We start from the raw sequence: 18,244 nt of genomic DNA, 5'->3' as shown, positions 1-18,244 counted from the left end.
CAGTTTATTCCTGTTATGCTATGTTCTTTAAGATATTCAAAAATGAGATTAATAAATGGAAGATCAATGAAAATTTCTTCCTTTATAAAAAACATCATTCACCTGCTCATCCTCTTCCGCCAGATTTTTTAATAAACCTGACATATCAAAACAGCGTTCGGCAATGATATGGATCACCTCTCCCTCTACCTGTACTTTTCCGGCAACCATAAACAATTTAGCCCGAAGGATCTCCTTTCGGTATTTTTCGAATACTTTACTCCAGATAACCACATTTGCAAATCCGGTATCATCTTCAATGGTCACAAATAACACGCCCTTGGATGTTCCCGGACGCTGCCGCACTGTAATTAATCCGCATACCTTTACGGGCATATTGTTTTTGATCAGGTTTAATTTTTCGGTTGGTACAACATGCAGAAGATCCAATTTGTCACGTAGGAAACTTACTGGATGCGCTTTAATGGACAACCCGGTTCTTGCATAATCCGCTACGACATGTTGGCTGGGACGCAACAAAGGTAGCTCAATCTGCCCTTCTATACTTTGTGGTGACGGTTTCCCTTCAAATAATCCAATGGGACGATCCCCTAAAGCAGTGATTTCCCATAATGCCCTCCGACGATCGATGCCCAGTGAACGGAAAGCATCCGCTTCAGCCAGCCTTTCCAGAGCAGATAGGGACAACCCAACTTCCATCATGGTTGTGATCGCCGAATATCCATGTTGGCGCGCCGAGGTCAGCAACAGCGCTTCTTCCTCCGAAAATCCCTTGATCTGACGTAAGCCCAAACGCAGCGCATGCGGGTGCCCCATTTCACCTTCCAGGGTATTATCCCAAAAGGAGTGGTTGATATCTATGGGTAGAATTTTCACCCCATGGCGCTCCGCATCAATAACGATCTGCGCAGGCTGATAGAATCCCATAGGCTGACTATTGAGCAAGGATGCTGCAAAAATATCAGGATAATGGCATTTGATCCATGATGAAACATAGACCAACAACGCAAAAGAAGCCGCATGACTTTCCGGAAAGCCGTAACTCCCGAATCCTTCCAGCTGCCGAAAAACCCGTTCGGCAAATTCTACGGTATAATCTTTCTTTACCATACCGTCTATCATCTTTTGTTTAAAGACTGATACCTGCCCTTTTGCTTTAAAGGTCGCCATACTGCGCCGCAGTTCATCCGCCTCGGCAGGTGTGAATCCAGCCGCAACGATCGCAATCTCCATGGCCTGCTCCTGAAACAGCGGAACACCCAACGTTTTTTCCAAAATTTCCCTAATTTCTTCCTTAGGATAATCCACATCCTCTTCTTTATTACGACGGCGCAGGTACGGATGCACCATATCCCCCTGTATCGGCCCCGGACGTACAATTGCCACCTCAATAACCAGATCATAAAATTTCCTGGGCTTTAGTCTTGGCAACATGGACATCTGCGCCCGGCTCTCAATCTGAAATACCCCCAGTGTATCGGCATGACAGATCATATCATATACCTTTGGATCTTCAACTTCACCAATCTTGGCCAACGTCAGATCCAGCCCATAATGCCTTTTGGCAAGATCAAAAGCCTTCCGGATACAGGTCAGCATCCCCAATGCCAGTACATCTACTTTGAGGAAACCCAGTGCCTCCAGATCATCTTTGTTCCACTCCAGGTTGGTTCGGTTATCCATGCGGGCATTTACCAAGGGACAGAGCTCGTGCAGATTACCCTGTGTAATAACAAAACCACCGGTATGCTGCCCCAGCTGCCTTGGAAACCCGATATACTGATGCGTCAATTCGAGTACCTTACGCAAATGCGGATCGTCGGGATTAAAGCCTTGTTCCTTCAAGCGCTCCAGATCAATATAATCATCCCAATGACTGCTGACCACGCCCGCCAGACGGCCGACAGTATCCATGGATAGTCCCATGGCTTTCCCTACATCACGTACAGCTCCTTTGGCGCGTACCTGTGTCACCGTCGCCACAATAGCTGCACGGTTGCGACCATATTTCTCATAGATGTACTGGATCACCTCTTCACGGCGTTCATGTTCAAAATCGACATCGATATCAGGTGGTTCATCCCGCGCATCGGACATAAACCGTGCAAAGAGCAACCTGAATTCAGCAGGATTGACTGAGGTAATGCCTAGGCAATAACAAATCGTCGAATTGGCCGCCGAACCACGTCCTTGACATAAAATGCCCCTTTCTTTTGCAAAACGCACATAATCATAGACGGTCAGAAAATAAGAAGCGTAGTTTTTCCGTTCGATAAAATCAAGTTCCATCTGGATGGTATCCCGGATAGCATCAGGAATCTGATCACCAAACCTATCTTTCGCCCCTTTCCATGTCAAATAGACCAATTCTTCCTGCGCGGTACGCCCATTAGAAGACAGTTCATCTGGATAAACATATTTTAGATCATCTAGGGAGAAGCTACATGCTGCTGCTATTTCCATTGTCCGTGCGATGGCTTCAGGATAAGGTCTAAACAGGCGCTCCATTTCCGCGATAGGTTTCAGATAACGTTCGGCATTGGGATACAATTTAAATCCTGCATTCTGAATGGTGCATTTCTCCCGGATGCAGGTTAAAACATCCTGTAATTCCCGCCGTTCGGGTACATGATAATAGACATCCCCCAAAGCAACAAGAGGAATAGTAAGGTTGTCGCCCAATTGTTGCATACGGAACAAGAGCTTTGCATCGTCACCACGATATAGCCGTTTGACACCCAAATACAGGGCCGCGCCCAGTTGCTGCTTATATTCCGTTACAAAAGTGAGAAAACCGGCTTCCAGTTCAAAGGTAGCCGTTAACCGAGTGGGTGGACAAATGATAAATCGAATTCCTTCCTTATACTGATAAACATCCGATCGATAGAGATGACATTTTCCTTTTTCAGCCCGCAGATTGCCTACAGTCAATAAGGATGATAACCGGCCATAAGCTTCTTTATCGGTTGGATACGCCAATAAACTTGGACCATCCTGTAAGTCCAGACGACAAGCTGGAATAAGTGTAATACCGTGCTTCTTCGCGGCACTATGGGCGCGAACAATACCAGCAAAACTATTCCGGTCAGTAACCGCAATTTTGCGGTACCCCAATTGTGCTGCATGTTCCATCAGTTCTTCCGGATTGGAAGCCCCTTCCAGAAAACTAAAATTGCTCGTTACCTGTAATTCACAATAACCCATCATTATGCAAAAAAACCATGTAAAAACCATTGATTGGACAAACTGTCGTCGTAATGCCCCGAACGGTAAAGCCAAAATCGCTGACCTTTCTCATCCTCAACGGCATAATAATCACGATGTTCACCTTTATCTATCCACCATTCCCGTTCAATGCGCTCTGGCCCATCTGCCTTTTTAATGGTATAGACTTCCCCTTTGTAGCGAAATAACAATGGTGGATAGTCGGGAATAGGCGCTGTAACCAGAATAGGTTCTGGTATAGTCAACAGACGTGTGGGCCGGGGTCTTTCCGTTTGCCAGTCAACAGTAGCGACTTCCTGGACTGAACCGGCAGTTTTCATGGAGCGCTCAGGCCAATAATGTGCTGCGGGCAAATAACGTGAAATATCACAGTTGGGGTCTCTGCTTTTCAGACGGTCCAATAATTCGGTCACCATAGGATTATCTAGTCCAATGCGATTGCCCCATAAATTCTCCTGCACAGGATCGGCCTCTTCCACCTTGGGTACCTCCAGGATAAACAGTTCAATACCCAATGCAGGTTCTATCTGTGCGATCTTCAAGGCAAATAACTGAAACAAGTGATGTTCATGCGCTGTCGCCCGATTGGTTCCGATGTTGATCTGTTCGATTTTTCCGTCAACACGGTGACATTGTAATACAGCCTCCCGTACACCTTTTCCTTCACCGATCAGGCGTTTACAGATTGCACGTAAAAGCTGCTGGAGGACAAGCTCAATGCCATCGGCTGTACGGATCGGTTCCAGACAGGGCAACCGTTCCTCATAGGGAAAGATTGGCTTTATGGAAACAATAAATTCATCTTCATGTCCGATAGCCTGATCCAAGCGGAGCAGCAAATGGTTTCCGAAACGCCTACGCAATGCTGTACGCGGCATGGCCGCAAAACTTCCAATTGTTTTCAAGCCAATGCTTTGTAATCGTGCTAATACAGCACCTTCCAGTCGAAGTGCCTGGGCTGGTAAAGTCAATAAGGCATCAAACTGCCTATCCGTCTTTACAATGCTGTTTTCCTTGCCAAAACGGGCTATTGCCCAAGCTGCACCGATGGTATCCGCAATACTCATCTGCACATCGTAGCCATGTTGCTTAAACCTGGATACGATATGTTGGACATAAGATTCTTCTCCACCCCAGAGGTGGGCACAACCACTGATATCCAAAATCATTCCTTCGGGCGGGTCTATCGCTACGACAGGTGTATACCTGATACACCAATGTGCAATGCTATGGAGCAATTTTTCCGTTAACCCCGGACGTTCATTGATCACTTTTAAGGAGGGTAAAAATGCCTTTGCATCAGCAATGGCCAAACCAGGATATATACCTTCCTGTTCAGCCAGATGATTACTGGCATTGACGATCAGCTTTCCATGGGTGGAAATCGCCAATACAAAAGGTATTCCCCTGAGCTGGGGATGCCCAACAGCCATCCAGTCTGTTTTTAGATGGCGAAACCACAAGGAGGCAAATCGCTTTTTCATGCCAATCCCCGGTTATGATAAGATTGAGCCCAGTTTTCAGTCTCTTGCCTTGTTTTAGCAACAGGCTCAAAGCCGCCAGCAGTCCATGTGATCTGCCATCGCCCCGGATTTCCGTTCCGGACTTTCAACAAGGCTATATCCCAACTCGGATAACCAATTCCCGGCAGTCCATCTTCCAATTGGCTTGGCAGTGAGCTAATTTTCCATCGTGCAGCACAGGCTGTTGCTCCCAGTAACCTCGGGTTATGCTGTAGGATAAATCCCGTTACTGCACTTTTCTCCACAGCCAGCTGCAAGCGCCGCGACTGTACAAAGTCCAAATGATGTATCTCAGCCAGTACAGCTGTTATCCCTTCACACTTTAGAGCCTCTTCCATCGCCCATAAAACATCCTTTTCCCGTTCCATACGAACGAAAATGACATTTTCAGGAACAACACCAAACGATTTCAGGGCAGTAGGGAATAGTGAATGAAAGCAACTTATCCAAATGCAGATCCCACCATTACGCATCAGCTTGCCCAACAGACCGCTGATAAAACCACAAGAAACGGCTCCTCCTATCCGATCAAAACTAACAAATTCGTGAATCACTCCCCTGGGGAAAATTCCGTTGGGGAAAGCCTCTTCCAATGGACCAAGGCCCATCGGTAGTACATCAGCCGATTTTTGTGGTACTCCCTGCCATACCAACAGGTCCTTTTTCAATTGGCCGATTAAAGCTTTTTTTTCTGTTAATAACATAGCCACCTCCGTCTTAAAGTTTAAGCAAATTTAATACTAATAATTTTAGTATTAAAACAAAGTTGCTATATTTTTTAGCTTTTCAGGATTTATAAATAAGGATAAGCCTTCTTTTCGGTTCCAAAAGAACTTACGTTTCCATTAGAAATCATTCAGAAATTGCTGAATAACATCCTTCTTTCTCGTCGCTACAGGAATCATTTTACCATCTGCCATCTCCAACTGACCATCTTTAAAATATTTTTTAATATAGTTTGCATTGATCAGATAAGATTGATGACATCGGATAAACTCTGTTTCAGGCAACATAGTTTCGAAGTGTTTCAATACTTTAGAAACCATCATAGGCTTGTTGTCTTTGATATAAAATGTGGTATATCCCTTGTCGCCATGGCAATAAAGCACATCGTCGATATTCACAATCTGTGTATATTCAAAAGTACGTAAGGCTATTTTTTTTGGTTTATTAGGCGCTTTTAGATAGCTCTCCGCCATATTTAACTGCATGCTATTGAATCGATATTCAGTATTCTTTTTATAACATTTTTCGATCGCTTCGATAAACTGGTCGGGCACCAAAGGTTTCAACAGATACGCAATGGCTCCGATATTAAGTGCTTCAATGGCGTATTGATTGAATGCTGTAATAAAAATCGTATTGATATCCAATTTAAGTTCAGAGAGAAAGGATAAACTTGAACCATCTTTCAGCTGAATGTCAGCCAAAATTAAATCGGGGTTAGTTGCCAGTAGCTCCCGCTCAGCCTGAGCAATTGAAGGGCTGTAACCGACGATTTGAACATAAGGGATACTATCCAGGAGTGACTTTATATACAAGTATATATTATACTCATCTTCAAGAATATAGACTTTCATAATATTGATTTTTTAGTTAAAATATAAAACAAGTGGAATATAAATTTCGACTTTATAACCACGCTGATCATCGTTATAGTTTGGTGTTATTTCAATCCGTGCTTCCGGTTCAGCATCCACAAACAAAAGCTCCAAACGTTCCTTTGTAATGATCTGCGATAAGGAGGTCTTGTGGGGAACATGCTCCTTAGATACTTGCATCCCCCAACCATTGTCACAGATGCTGACATGCAGTTGATTTTCATGTGTACGGAAAGAAATCTCCAGGTGTCCCATATAAGGTAAATTCTTAAACGCATGCTCAATGGCGTTTTCCACAAATGGCTGTATGATCATTGGTGGAATCATGACATCATCCAGATCCAGATCGTCAGTCTCAATCTGAAAACCAAACACATCTTGATAACGCATCTGCTGTAAAAGTATATAATTATTTAATGATTTAATTTCCTGATCCAATGAAATATATTCTTCCCTATTCAATTCAAGGATATCACGGATCTGACGGGACAATAAGAGCAGATATTGATTAGCCTTTGCCTTTTGTTCGCTACTGATCAATCCCTGTAGGTTGGCAATGGCATTGTATATAAAATGTGGATTTAATTGGTTTTGCCTTGTTTTTTGTTCTAAAATAAGCTGCTTATTCTCCGCAAGAATACGTTGATTGATATTTTGCAGCAATTTCTGTTTATTTCTGAAATAGATAAAAAATGCGATACTGAATACCAGGGCCAATAGAATAACAAATATCCAACGTTGTTGCACCAGTATCTTATGATTGAATGCGTTTGTTGTTCTTAACAGCGTAATTGCCTGATCCTTTTTCTCTGTTTGGTATTTTGTATTGATATCGTTGATTTTCTCAGCTTCGATCCGCTGTGTACTCAGTTTATAATCTTGAAAAGTTGAATCCAATGCAAAATAGGCCCGTTCATAATCTCCCTTTGATGCATAAGCTAATTGCAGATTTTTATAATAAAACATTTTATTATGCTTAATATTATGCTTTTTGATGAATCGGAGACCGGAATTAAAATAAAATATGGCCGAATCCACCTGATTATTGTTCAGGAAATTCTTGCCAAGATTTGCAAAAATATATGCATTGAGGGTATTGGATGCTTCTAGATAATTGAAGTACTTCTTGGACGCCTCTATTGCTTTGAGATTGTTGTTAATACTAAAATAATATTGCGACTGTAAGTCATACATCCGCATGATGATGGCCGAGTCCTTGGTTGCATTTGCATAGTGTTTACAACTGTCCAAAGTACCTTTTAGTTTCTCATAATCATGCAAAGCAATATATTGCATAAACTTCATTTCCTGATAGGCCTGAGAGACATGTGCGTTGGATTTATTGGGATGATAATGATACCAGGACTCAACATCTTTCAAAGCCTCTCGGTATTTTGCCTGTCGGTATTCTGCATTGGCTAATAGATTATAGAACAGAAAGGTAAACACACTTTCATGTGCTAAAGCGTACTCCTTCGCATCAATAATCTGCTCCATCATCGTTCCGCTGGTTACATCATGAAAACTGAAATTGGCACGAATCCCCAGATAATCCTTTAAAACAGCCAAATCCGAAGATAATTTTTGCCCTTCCAGATTTTTTAGCGCAATTTCGACGGAATCTATATTATCATCCAGTAAATATTCGTAGGCCAACAGAATCGAACTGTAAGGAGAATGCTCAAAATAGCCATCTTTAAGCAGTTCATTTCTTTTCTTGTGTACAAGGACTGCACTCTTGAAATCCTGTGTTGAAAGATAGCTCAGCATCGCATTCTCATAGCTCAGGTCAAGAGAGTCGTTGGCTACGACCGTAGCCTTCTGTGCGTCCTGGGGCTTATTCTGATGACAAGAAAATAACTGGACCAGCAGTAAAACCACGATAAGACAGTAAAACGCTCCAGTTCTATATAATTTCATCAGAATATTTATTAATTCACTTTTGTTCTTCTCCAAAGGTATACTTATGTCCTTCTGTAATTTAAAATAACAATGCCGCTATGATGAGTACGATATTTTAAACGTTAAGGTATAACGCTCATCAGGGTTGCATCAATAAGTAATCGAATATCGGAATATTCCCAACAAAACAATATACCTGAGTTCAAAAATATTTAACTTTCCTGATATTTAAGTATGACTCTTAATGGATTAAAGATACATAGAAACATACTGCTTACGGTTCATCCTAAACAGGTAGGTCCGCAATCTTCTAAATCAGCTTGCTTATAAAAAAAACTTCGTCATGCTGTCTTATTGACAAACAAATATACAGGATCGAAAAAAGATGAATTAGGCATTTTAACAATCGTACAGGGAGCATCAATATTTGCATTAAATGACCTAGTTTCCGAACCAATAACATGCTTATTGAATTTATTTTAATGATTTAATGTAACAAATAACCTCCCCATTATACTAATACCATACACGAAATATTGTAAGGCATAATGACGAGTAGCTTAATATTGAATTTCATCACTTGGGATGTCAATAGCGACATCTTTACCATACCGATCATCAATCACCCTATCCGTTGGTACGGTATATTTTGGCTACTTGGAATTATCCTATGCTACAGACTGTTATGGACAATGTTTAAAAAGGAAGGCCGAGCCGTCGAATTTTTGGATCAGCTCAGTATCTATATTGTCGTGGGCACAATTATAGGTGCACGTATGGGGCATGTCTTATTTTATGATCCCTCGTATTATTTCAGTAATCCGCTAAAGATATTCGCCATATGGGAAGGTGGTCTGGCTAGTCATGGCGGTGGCATTGGTATTTTGGTCTCTATTTTCTTGTTCGCGAAGAAGCAAAAGCTTCCCTTCCTTTGGGTTGCAGATCGAATCGCATTGGTGGTCCCTATCGCTGGAGCGTGTATCCGCCTGGGTAATCTAATGAATTCGGAGATGATAGGTACGCCAACAAACATGCCCTGGGCTTTTATTTTCACTTCTATCGATCAAATACCACGGCATCCGGCTCAGTTATACGAAGCATTGTTTTGTATCATCCTATTTCTGTTACTACGTTATCTATGGACAAAACCAATCCTAAAAAACAACATTGGAAATTGCTTCGCTTTATTGTTGATCCTATTGTTTTCCTTTCGATTTTTAGATGAGTTTCTAAAACTCAATCAGGAAGATTTTGAAAATTCATTGTTCATTAATATGGGACAGCTACTGAGTATCCCATTTATACTTATCGGATCTGTTTTACTTATCCTCAACAGTAGAAAAAAAACACAGCAGCAGTTGCAAACCAAAAGTTAGTCAAGCAGGAATCGATTGGATTATTTTAATGGACTATTTGAGAATACCGGATTGGAAGGCAACTTTAACAAGTTCTGCCGTATTTTTCACATTCATTTTTTCGATCAAACTTTGTCGGTGGCCCTCTATTGTGCGTTTGCTCAAAAAGATTTTGTCAGCAATCTCCATGTTCGTAAAGCCGTCAGCGATCAATTTCAGTACTTCCAATTCGCGTTCACTGATGTCAAAGTCAGGTAACGAACGGTTTGGTAGATCCGTATAATTTTCACCAGAAATTACCTGATCAAGCAGCGCCATACTGATTTCTTCACTCATATATTTACCACCATTAGCAACATGATTGAGTCCAAAAAGAAGTTCGTTATAATCCACGTTTTTAAGCAGATAACCCGAAAGGCCATGCTCAAATCCTTCAATAACATAATGAATCTGATTCAACATCGAAAGGATGACAACCTTAATGGATGGATACTTGGCTTTGATCACACGCAACAGTTCCATTCCGTCCATATGATCCATACTGATATCCGTTAAGATAATATCGGGCAATAATTCATTGCTCAGGAGTTGTAGTGCCTCATTGCCATCCGAAGCCTCCCCGATGACGACAAAATCCTCCTGAGATTCCAATAACAATTTAATACCATTACGTACGACCATATGATCTTCAACCAACAGTATCTTAACCTTACTCATCTTTGGCAATATTTAATAAAATTATCTTTTTTCTTTATCCGAGTAGTATGCTACTATGGAGTTCAGTTGCATTTTTACTTTGGAAAGCCCAGAAACCAATTGTACCTCCAGCCCTACTTCGTCTGCAGTCCAAACTAGTACAAGCTGAATAAAGGTACAAAATTCTATCTATTTAAAGGACTTTATAAGGACATTCCATTGACACTCATTTTCAGAAAGAGAAATCCATTCGTACTAAATTTTAAGTAAAATCTCGAAAAGGATTTAGAAAAGGAACAATATTTGTTTTAAACTAAATAGCATTTTATTTTTTTGAAACTTTATGATCCGTTCCGACAAAGATATTTTAACCATACTCAGAGCCGCATCGGGGGCTTGCGCGATTTATGATAGCCCCGAGTTCCATATATCCTATGCCAGTGCAAGAATGCTCCAGCTGTGGAATTGTGATGAAACTGTCCTTGGACAGCGGCTTGAAGATCGTGTTCAACAGGATCATCTCCATGCTAATGTCTCTAAATTAAAACAGGTATGGTTTAACCAGAAAACCCTGCTAGAAGAAAATGTATCAATCAGACTTGATCTAGAAGAACAATCCGGCAAATATAACTGCAACATGAAATACCAGCCCCTTATCAATACAGCAGGAGAGATATATGGTATATATCAAGAAATAAACATTATTCCCCATCATATTCCGATCGCGCAACATTCGGATGAAAAGAATAGCATTGAGCAAAAACTTCTTGAAGATTTACTGACCCCGAAATACAGCCTAGAAGGAAACATTCATGCAGTCACCAGTTTAAATAAATACCCATTACCAGACCGGGAAACCAAAAATTTAAACCAAAAGCTAAAAGCTGCACTAAAGAAAATCATTGAAAGCGAAGAGCATTATCATTTTGCACTACAATCTGCCGAAATGGGGACTTGGAATCTAAACTGCAAGAGCTACATTGTACACTGGGATGAACGTACACGTGAGCTCTTTGGCTTTGCCAAGGGTGAGACTGTTCCTTATAGCGAGGTTTTACGCTATATACATCCCGAAGATAGGAACAGAATAGATCGGGAAGTCAAAAAATCATTGAGTTATCAAAATAAAGGTGTTTATGATGTACAGTTTCGTACCATTGGTGCCGAGGATCAAAAATTACGCTGGCTCCATTGTAAGGGAAAAATGTATTTTGATCAGGACCAACAGCCGGAATGGTTTGCCGGCACTACGCTGGATATTACACAACAGCATGCAGAGCGTGAACAACTGGAGGCCATCAATACCCTGATCGCAAAGAAAGACCAAGAGTTTAGAATGATCGTGGAGGCTGCAGGAATTGGCATCTTTTCCATTGATCTGGAATCAAGGAAAATGGAACTCAATGATCAATGTCGCGAGCTTTTTGGCTTTGATCACCAAGGAGAAATACAGGAAGTGGATTTTTTCACCCAGATCCTACCGCAATACCGGGATAAGATACGTCATATCTTTCAGGAGGTTGTATCCAAACAGTCCCCCTTTGACTGTCAATGTGAAATAGAAGATAAAAAAACAGGCAAAATAAAATGGCTTCGATCTGTTGGTGGTGGACAATTATCGGCCGATTCAAACCGACAAATCATATACGGTGCGATATTCGATACAACCAACGACAAAGAAGAGGAAAGAAAAAAACTGGACTTTATCAGTATCGCAAGCCATGAATTGAAGACTCCTTTGACTTCACTAATTGCCTATATACAACTGTTGCTTGCAAGGGAACAGACACTCAGTTCGGAAAAACGGCTACAATATCTCCATCAGTCAAATGAGCAGGCTACACGTATGCGTGGACTAATCGAGGGTTTCCTGAATGTATCCCAGCTCAATGAGGGGAAATTATTGCTCCACAAAAATACATTTCGTATCTGCACACTAATAGATTATATCCGTAACATCTATTCGCTAAAACCCATCAAGCATTTTATTCATTATACAGGAGCAACAGATTCCAAACAGGAAATTGTCGCTGATCGTGATAAGATTGAACAGGTAATCATTAATTTTATCGACAACGCTATTAAATACGCTCCCACCAATTCGACCATTATCATGGATGTCCTAGTGGATGATGATTATTTCAGTGTAAAAGTCAGCGATCAGGGAAGAGGCATCAATGACAAGCATCAAAAGCAGATTTTTAACAAATTCTATCGGGTGAATGATTCAACAGATAGTTACGCCTCTGGATTCGGCATCGGCCTGTTTATCTGTCGTGAAATTATCCAAAAACATCAAGGAGAAATAGGTGTGGACAGCACACTCGGCGAAGGTTCGACATTCTGGTTTAAAATTCCTATCCGTTGTAAGGAATTACCTGTAACCGCAACGCATAAAACCTCTAAATAGGATTGATTAATGCTTTGCTTACACTGAGAAAGACCATATTTCTTTCTGAGAGCTTGATTCGCTATCACCAATAGGAATCAGCTGTAGCGTATAAAATGTACGAACAGGATTGATGAAGACTTCACTTGTGTTATCACTGCACGGACATCCAGGATCTTAAAAAACAATAGCAGTAAGGGTATTATTCCTTAAAAAAAGCAACAGCTGTACGTCAATTATACAACTGTTGCCTTATACTTTATCAGTCTTCTCTAAAGACTATTTCTTTTTTAGCTCCTGCCCAGCGATATCTTCCCAACGGTAATAGTGAAAAGTCTTATCATCGCTCATGGCAACAAATAAACCATGCTGAAATGTATCGTTTAGACGGATAGACACGACGTCCGAACCATCACTTTGCGTAGCCATAACGGGCACCGTCTTTAAATGAGTATGTTCAAATGGGTTTGCCTTTGTACCCTCACGACTAAAAATCTGAAAGCGGTTAACCCCCTGATCGGACACCAAAATATAGCCCGTACTATCCGTCAATTTATAAATCGAAATACCTTCATGGTCTTCTGTGAAACCTTCGGTCGCAAACAAAGCTAATTGTTGATTTCCCTTCGCAGGATCTGCATAATACTGCTTCACCCCCATTTGTTCATCCGAATAGTAGATATAGCCCAGTTCATTGTCTACAGCGATGGCTTCAATTTCTTTCTTTCCACTAAATGAACCAAACTTACGGACTAAGGTGGCCTTCACAGCGCCGGCACCATTATCCGTCAAGAGATATTGGCCCAAGTAACCCTCTTTGGGACCATTTTTTCTTCCCACAATGGCATAGATCTCCCCCTTCGGTGAAGTATAAAGTGCTATTCCCATCAAATCCCTGAAATCAGGTTCTGTTTCCCCTACAAACATATCCAATCCACCCTGATCGATTGGTTTCATATCTGGCAACGAGAATACGCGTAGTTTATGTGTCATACGTTCTGTTGTCACAGCGATATCGACTGGTTTCCCTCCGATGATCAAACCATAGGCGATATCCACATTATTTGGGCGTTTCAAATTTGAGACTACCTTATCTTTGACAATCTTACCTTGTAAATCGTACACAAATAAAGCGCCATCTGCATCTTTGTCGGTTGCGATGACCAGACTTTTGCTGGGATCGGTTTTATTAACCCAGATCGCAGGATCATCGGAATCATAACGTACCGCATCAGTAACAAAAACAGGTTTAATGGAAGCCGTTTCGGACGTATTCGTTTTTGGGTTATTACAGGAGACTTGCAGTAATGTCGATGCTGTCAGGCCAAAAAATAGTATTGTTTTTAATGTTGTTTTCATGTTGAATTAATTAAAATTTGGCACCAAAAGCACCAACATATGTTGCAGGTTGTGGAGAGCTATAGGATAAACCATTTGATAGTGTCAATCCGTCTATAAAATGTGGTTTGAATGCTAACGTACCAGCTTTCAAAGCGGGTGAATTTCCTTGTAGGTGGAAATCCCAGGCTGCATTAAACACATAGTTATCACCGGGAGTTTCTAATGGATAGTTCACAAATTTAGGGTTGTTCTCCCCTGCCAATTTGCCCCTGACATCATTGGTACCTTCAACAATATCATTCTTTCCGACCTGAAATTGATCCACCGTCAATTGATCATAACCATAATACCAATTGTTGCTTGATACCGAGCGCTTATCTTCGGGCTTCTTGGGATCGCGTTTAACCCCGAATCGGGTATTGGCGAACAGATTATTGTACACTTCCGCTTTAACAGAGGCCTCTAACCAAACCGAACCACCTTTTGCTGTCGGTCGACGCCAGCCCGTATTCAGCATGGTATTGTTGTAAACGATGATATGTGCCTGTGGTATTCGGTCTCCTGAATTGGATAGCTTTAAGGCATTGGTATTGACACTGTAGACCAGATTGTAGGCTACATCAGCGAGACAACCCGATTTAAAGTTCATGGCTTCCCCCCCAGTGACGCCATTCGAGAAGAAACGATTATTAGCGAAGATAATTTTACCACCTTCAATATAGGTACAATCTTCATGAAAATGACTGATTGTGCTATTCTGAACAATCAGTTTCCCATCAATATTGGAAAACCATAATGCGGGTAGCGCTTCACCAGCTGTCTTTTTATACAATCCCATTTTGACAGACATTGAAGCATCTGAAGTAACTGCTCCCCCATATTCGATAATTGTATGGTCTAAAACTAACTCCTGACAACTAGGTGCCGCTAAAATACCACCCCAAAGCTTTCCAAATTCATTGGTTTTGGATTTGTATTTATCTTCTACGGTAAATTTCACCGGATTTTCAGCAGTACCTAGCGCATATAGATTTCCCAACACCACGATTTCAGCTTTACCAACAGAGTCCATTAACACCGTCACGCCCTCCTCAATGGTCAATGTTTTTCCTTCGGGAATAATAATATCACCTTTAATATGCTGGATACTCCCCTTACTCCAAACGCCGGAAACTTCACCAATAGCACTACCATTGGCATCAGAAGTATCCACGTCAATATTTGCCTTTTCACAGCCCGCTAACAATGCGATTGAAAGAGATATAAACAATAAAATAATGTTATTTTTCATCTGTATATTTCATTATGAGCATGTGCTCGATTTATTTAATTATAATATGCTAAATGCTTCACAAACCTATTTATTCAGATTATAGCGTAGACCTAGGATATAATTTTGGCCATATAAATCCTTCCGAATAAGCGTATTACCACCCTGTACGAGCTTTTCCATAATCTTATCATTCTCAGGATTTGTCCCCTTCACATACAGTTCCATAGGTGTATTTAAGATATTATTGGCTTTGGCGAAAATTGCCCATCCTGTACGGAATTTCTTTTCTACAGAAGCATCAAGTTGAATAAATCCCTTTTGCCATAAATCATTATTCAAAAACTGGGAAACGGTATTGATCCGAGATCCGGTATAAGATCCAGCCAATTGTCCTTCCCATCCTTTGTTAGCATCTTTGTATAACAAGGATAAATTAGCTATATGTGCTGCTTGTCCATAAAGAGGGCGAGTTTGATCCAAAAAGATAGGATCGGGATCCTGTGTAACTTCATTCGTCTTACGGGTCATTTTAGTGGTCGTGATGCGCGAATGCGTGTATGTATAATTTGCCTTAACACCAAATTTTTGGATATACTTGATATAATCAACCTCTAAGCCGAAGTTTTTAGCAGTCCCAAAATTCCCAGGTGTATAGTATACGTCCTGCCTACGTATCTCATCAGCTTGAAAAGTGTACTCGATGGGGTTTTTAATCTTTTTATAAAACATACCTACAAGAAATTGTGATGACGCTTCTGGGAATAATTCGTAACGCAAGTCAAAATTATCGGCCAACGCGTGTTTCAAATCTGGATTCCCTCGCTCCATAAACTCCTCATTGACAACACTAGATGGAACAATCTCGTAAAAGCCAGGGCGATTTAATGCCCGATAATAAGCTGCATGAAGTTGTTGCTTTTTGTCCAAATGATATTTAATCGTTAAACTCGGCAACCATTCTGTATAAATCTGGGATCCCTCAGGTCTCTTTTCTCCAGCAGGGAATAATAATTTATACCCCTGATTCGTATGTTCCATACGTATACCTCCAATCATTTGAAGCTTGTCATTCTCATAGTTGAACATACCGTAAACCGCCGTCGTTTTTTCATCAGCATCGTAGGTCAATGCATTAGCAACAGCACCAGTAGCATTACTGACTGTCAATTGGAGATCCGTATATTTCTGAAAATCAACCCCATATTTATACTTTGCCTCATCAGAGATCGGAGAAAGGTTATAATTATTATAGAAGCTGCTCCGTTGTTTGTCACGATATAAACCACCAGTGGAAATCTCCAGTTTGTTTTCTGCCATTGGAACTTTATAAGCGAGGTCCCAATAACCGGCTCGATCCTCATCGGTATTACGTTCCCAACGGTAAGTCACCGGCGACTTGTTTACGAGAGAAGTCCGTCTACGTTCGAAGTTCTCCTCCACTCCATCTAAGCTAATTGTCGTGTTCTGCGGCAACTCATTGCGCGCCGAAGACAAGACACCTGACCAGCGAAAATTCAAACGATTATCCAAAAAATGATGGTCACCTTGGAGGTTACCAGTGTAGATCTGTTGTTGTGTCTTCCTGCTACGGGTCACATAGGTCAGCTCTGACTTACCGATACTTGGATCGTACTGTCCATTGTAAATCGTATTGACCGCATCACGTAATTGGAGGTTGTTCAAATTCACATACATCTGATAAAAACTCAGCCGATGGTTTGGGTTGATTCGATAATCAATTTTATTATGCAGTCCCAAGCGTTGTTGCTGTTCATCATATTGTCGGTCACTCTGTTCGGTAATGACCGCATTGGGATTGATATCAACGACAGACGATTTGTAGAAAATAGAACGACTGCCGCGATGAAGGTTTTGATAACTTGCCCCTAGTATGACCCCCAACTTATCATCTAAATAGCGATTGCCAATCGTTAGGTTACCGATAAGATCTGGTGATGGTTTTTTATACGTATAGCCCAACGTTCCCTTATCAAAATCAGCGGAAGTAGCATTATAATTTTTCCCATGAAGTTCATAAGGAGATTTTGACGAAACCCCGCTGGTGGAAAAACTACCAAAATCCCGATTAAAATACCGTTGGCTATATCCTGTAGCCAAGTTAGCCTGAAACAATAATTTGCTTGGAGCAGATTTCATGACCATATTCACGACACCACCAATGGCATCAGCCTCCATATTTGGCGTCAGGGATTTGTAGATTTCCAATCGCTCCAACATATCCGATGGGAATAGGTCCAAGGGCACATAGCGATATTTATTGTCAGGACTAGGGACTTTCACGCCATTGACCAAAGTCGTATTATAACGTTTGTCCATTCCCCTTAAAATAGCATACTGCCCCTCACCATTCGAATTCCGTTCGATAGAAACACCCGAAACACGTTGCACAACATTTGCCACTGTAATATCTGGAGATATCTCAATTGCCCGAGCTGATACGACGTTCATGATCTGTGAGGCATTCTTTTCTAGTCGACGAGCGCTTGGATCATCATCGCCGCCATGTCGCTTTCCTTTAACAGTTACCTCCATTAAAGTTTGTTCACTTGAGGTAAGCTGAAAAGTAAAATGAGGCGTATTCTCTTTTTTAATCTCAATTTCTTTAATCAATTCAGTATAGGCCACATGTCGAATATGGACTTTATCTGTACCTGCGGATAGTCCTTTGAATTCAAATGAACCATCTAATTGTGTCTTGGTTGACAAACCACTTTGTTCAAGGAACACGGTGGCACCGACAATGGCTTCCCCTGTTTGTCCATCCAGGACTTTCCCCTTGATCTTGGTCGCATAAGCGGCGCTGATCGAAATACTGGAGGCAAGCAATACCGTTAAAACGTTTTTCATTTTTAATAGATTATTATGAATCTCTGATTGTTGCTGCAAATATGATAGCCTGCAACAGATTCACAAAATCT

The 18,244-nt window shown here is 41.2% G+C and carries 11 protein-coding genes; 2 read left to right on the top strand and 9 right to left on the bottom strand.

Going from position 1 to position 18,244, the window contains the following annotated elements:
* Nucleotides 1–63: 63 nt before the first annotated feature.
* From LC454_RS04630 to LC454_RS04610, 5 genes are all read right to left on the bottom strand, one after another.
* Nucleotides 64–3,207, bottom strand: coding sequence for an error-prone DNA polymerase (locus tag LC454_RS04630; RefSeq protein ID WP_317196244.1), 3,144 nt, complete (start codon nucleotides 3,205–3,207; stop codon nucleotides 64–66).
* Nucleotides 3,207–4,709 (bottom strand): Y-family DNA polymerase, encoded by a 1,503-nt coding sequence (locus LC454_RS04625; RefSeq protein WP_223580076.1) that lies wholly within the window; start codon nucleotides 4,707–4,709, stop codon nucleotides 3,207–3,209. Before LC454_RS04625 ends, LC454_RS04630 begins: the two co-directional genes overlap by 1 nt.
* Nucleotides 4,706–5,452, bottom strand: a complete 747-nt coding sequence (locus LC454_RS04620; RefSeq protein WP_223580075.1) for an ImuA family protein — start codon at nucleotides 5,450–5,452, stop codon at nucleotides 4,706–4,708. The genes LC454_RS04625 and LC454_RS04620 overlap by 4 nt, the downstream gene beginning before the upstream one ends.
* A gap of 141 nt (nucleotides 5,453–5,593) precedes the next feature.
* Complete coding sequence (locus tag LC454_RS04615; protein WP_223580074.1) at nucleotides 5,594–6,328, bottom strand: LytR/AlgR family response regulator transcription factor; 735 nt, start codon at nucleotides 6,326–6,328, stop codon at nucleotides 5,594–5,596.
* A 12-nt stretch (nucleotides 6,329–6,340) separates the two neighbouring features.
* Nucleotides 6,341–8,269 (bottom strand): sensor histidine kinase, encoded by a 1,929-nt coding sequence (locus LC454_RS04610; RefSeq protein WP_223580073.1) that lies wholly within the window; start codon nucleotides 8,267–8,269, stop codon nucleotides 6,341–6,343.
* 530 nt (nucleotides 8,270–8,799) lie between these two features.
* Between LC454_RS04610 and lgt the strand changes: the two genes are divergently transcribed.
* The gene (gene lgt, locus LC454_RS04605; protein WP_223580072.1) at nucleotides 8,800–9,627 is read left to right on the top strand and encodes a prolipoprotein diacylglyceryl transferase; all 828 of its coding nucleotides are present in this window, start codon (nucleotides 8,800–8,802) and stop codon (nucleotides 9,625–9,627) included.
* A gap of 33 nt (nucleotides 9,628–9,660) precedes the next feature.
* On the opposite strand, the gene LC454_RS04600 is transcribed toward lgt, so the two are convergent.
* Entirely contained in the window at nucleotides 9,661–10,323 is a 663-nt protein-coding gene (locus LC454_RS04600) for a response regulator transcription factor (RefSeq protein WP_223580071.1), read from the bottom strand.
* A 322-nt stretch (nucleotides 10,324–10,645) separates the two neighbouring features.
* On the opposite strand from LC454_RS04600, the gene LC454_RS04595 reads away from it, so the two are divergent.
* Nucleotides 10,646–12,712, top strand: coding sequence for an ATP-binding protein (locus LC454_RS04595; RefSeq protein ID WP_223580070.1), 2,067 nt, complete (start codon nucleotides 10,646–10,648; stop codon nucleotides 12,710–12,712).
* Between the two features lie 258 nt (nucleotides 12,713–12,970).
* Here the strand turns inward: LC454_RS04595 and LC454_RS04590 are convergent, their stop codons facing one another.
* The 3 genes from LC454_RS04590 to LC454_RS04580 form a co-directional block, all read right to left on the bottom strand.
* Nucleotides 12,971–14,050, bottom strand: a complete 1,080-nt coding sequence (locus LC454_RS04590; RefSeq protein ID WP_223580069.1) for a phytase — start codon at nucleotides 14,048–14,050, stop codon at nucleotides 12,971–12,973.
* A gap of 10 nt (nucleotides 14,051–14,060) precedes the next feature.
* Nucleotides 14,061–15,323: a right-handed parallel beta-helix repeat-containing protein gene (locus LC454_RS04585; RefSeq protein WP_223580067.1), complete on the bottom strand. Its 1,263-nt coding sequence runs from the start codon at nucleotides 15,321–15,323 to the stop codon at nucleotides 14,061–14,063.
* A 66-nt stretch (nucleotides 15,324–15,389) separates the two neighbouring features.
* Complete coding sequence (locus LC454_RS04580) at nucleotides 15,390–18,173, bottom strand: TonB-dependent receptor (protein ID WP_223580065.1); 2,784 nt, start codon at nucleotides 18,171–18,173, stop codon at nucleotides 15,390–15,392.
* Nucleotides 18,174–18,244: the final 71 nt, after the last annotated feature.

Source organism: Sphingobacterium sp. GVS05A (assembly GCF_019969845.1).
Taxonomy (GTDB): Bacteria; Bacteroidota; Bacteroidia; order Sphingobacteriales; family Sphingobacteriaceae; genus Sphingobacterium.
Note: the sequence above shows the minus strand (reverse complement) of the source record. Positions and strands in the feature narration are given on the sequence as shown.

Coding starts and splice junctions, on each gene's coding strand:
- LC454_RS04630 (WP_317196244.1), bottom strand. CDS start 3,207: ATGATGGGTTATTGTGAATTACAGGTAACGAGCAATTTTAGTTTTCTG.
- LC454_RS04625 (WP_223580076.1), bottom strand. CDS start 4,709: ATGAAAAAGCGATTTGCCTCCTTGTGGTTTCGCCATCTAAAAACAGAC.
- LC454_RS04620 (WP_223580075.1), bottom strand. CDS start 5,452: ATGTTATTAACAGAAAAAAAAGCTTTAATCGGCCAATTGAAAAAGGAC.
- LC454_RS04615 (WP_223580074.1), bottom strand. CDS start 6,328: ATGAAAGTCTATATTCTTGAAGATGAGTATAATATATACTTGTATATA.
- LC454_RS04610 (WP_223580073.1), bottom strand. CDS start 8,269: ATGAAATTATATAGAACTGGAGCGTTTTACTGTCTTATCGTGGTTTTA.
- lgt (WP_223580072.1), top strand. CDS start 8,800: ATGACGAGTAGCTTAATATTGAATTTCATCACTTGGGATGTCAATAGC.
- LC454_RS04600 (WP_223580071.1), bottom strand. CDS start 10,323: ATGAGTAAGGTTAAGATACTGTTGGTTGAAGATCATATGGTCGTACGT.
- LC454_RS04595 (WP_223580070.1), top strand. CDS start 10,646: ATGATCCGTTCCGACAAAGATATTTTAACCATACTCAGAGCCGCATCG.
- LC454_RS04590 (WP_223580069.1), bottom strand. CDS start 14,050: ATGAAAACAACATTAAAAACAATACTATTTTTTGGCCTGACAGCATCG.
- LC454_RS04585 (WP_223580067.1), bottom strand. CDS start 15,323: ATGAAAAATAACATTATTTTATTGTTTATATCTCTTTCAATCGCATTG.
- LC454_RS04580 (WP_223580065.1), bottom strand. CDS start 18,173: ATGAAAAACGTTTTAACGGTATTGCTTGCCTCCAGTATTTCGATCAGC.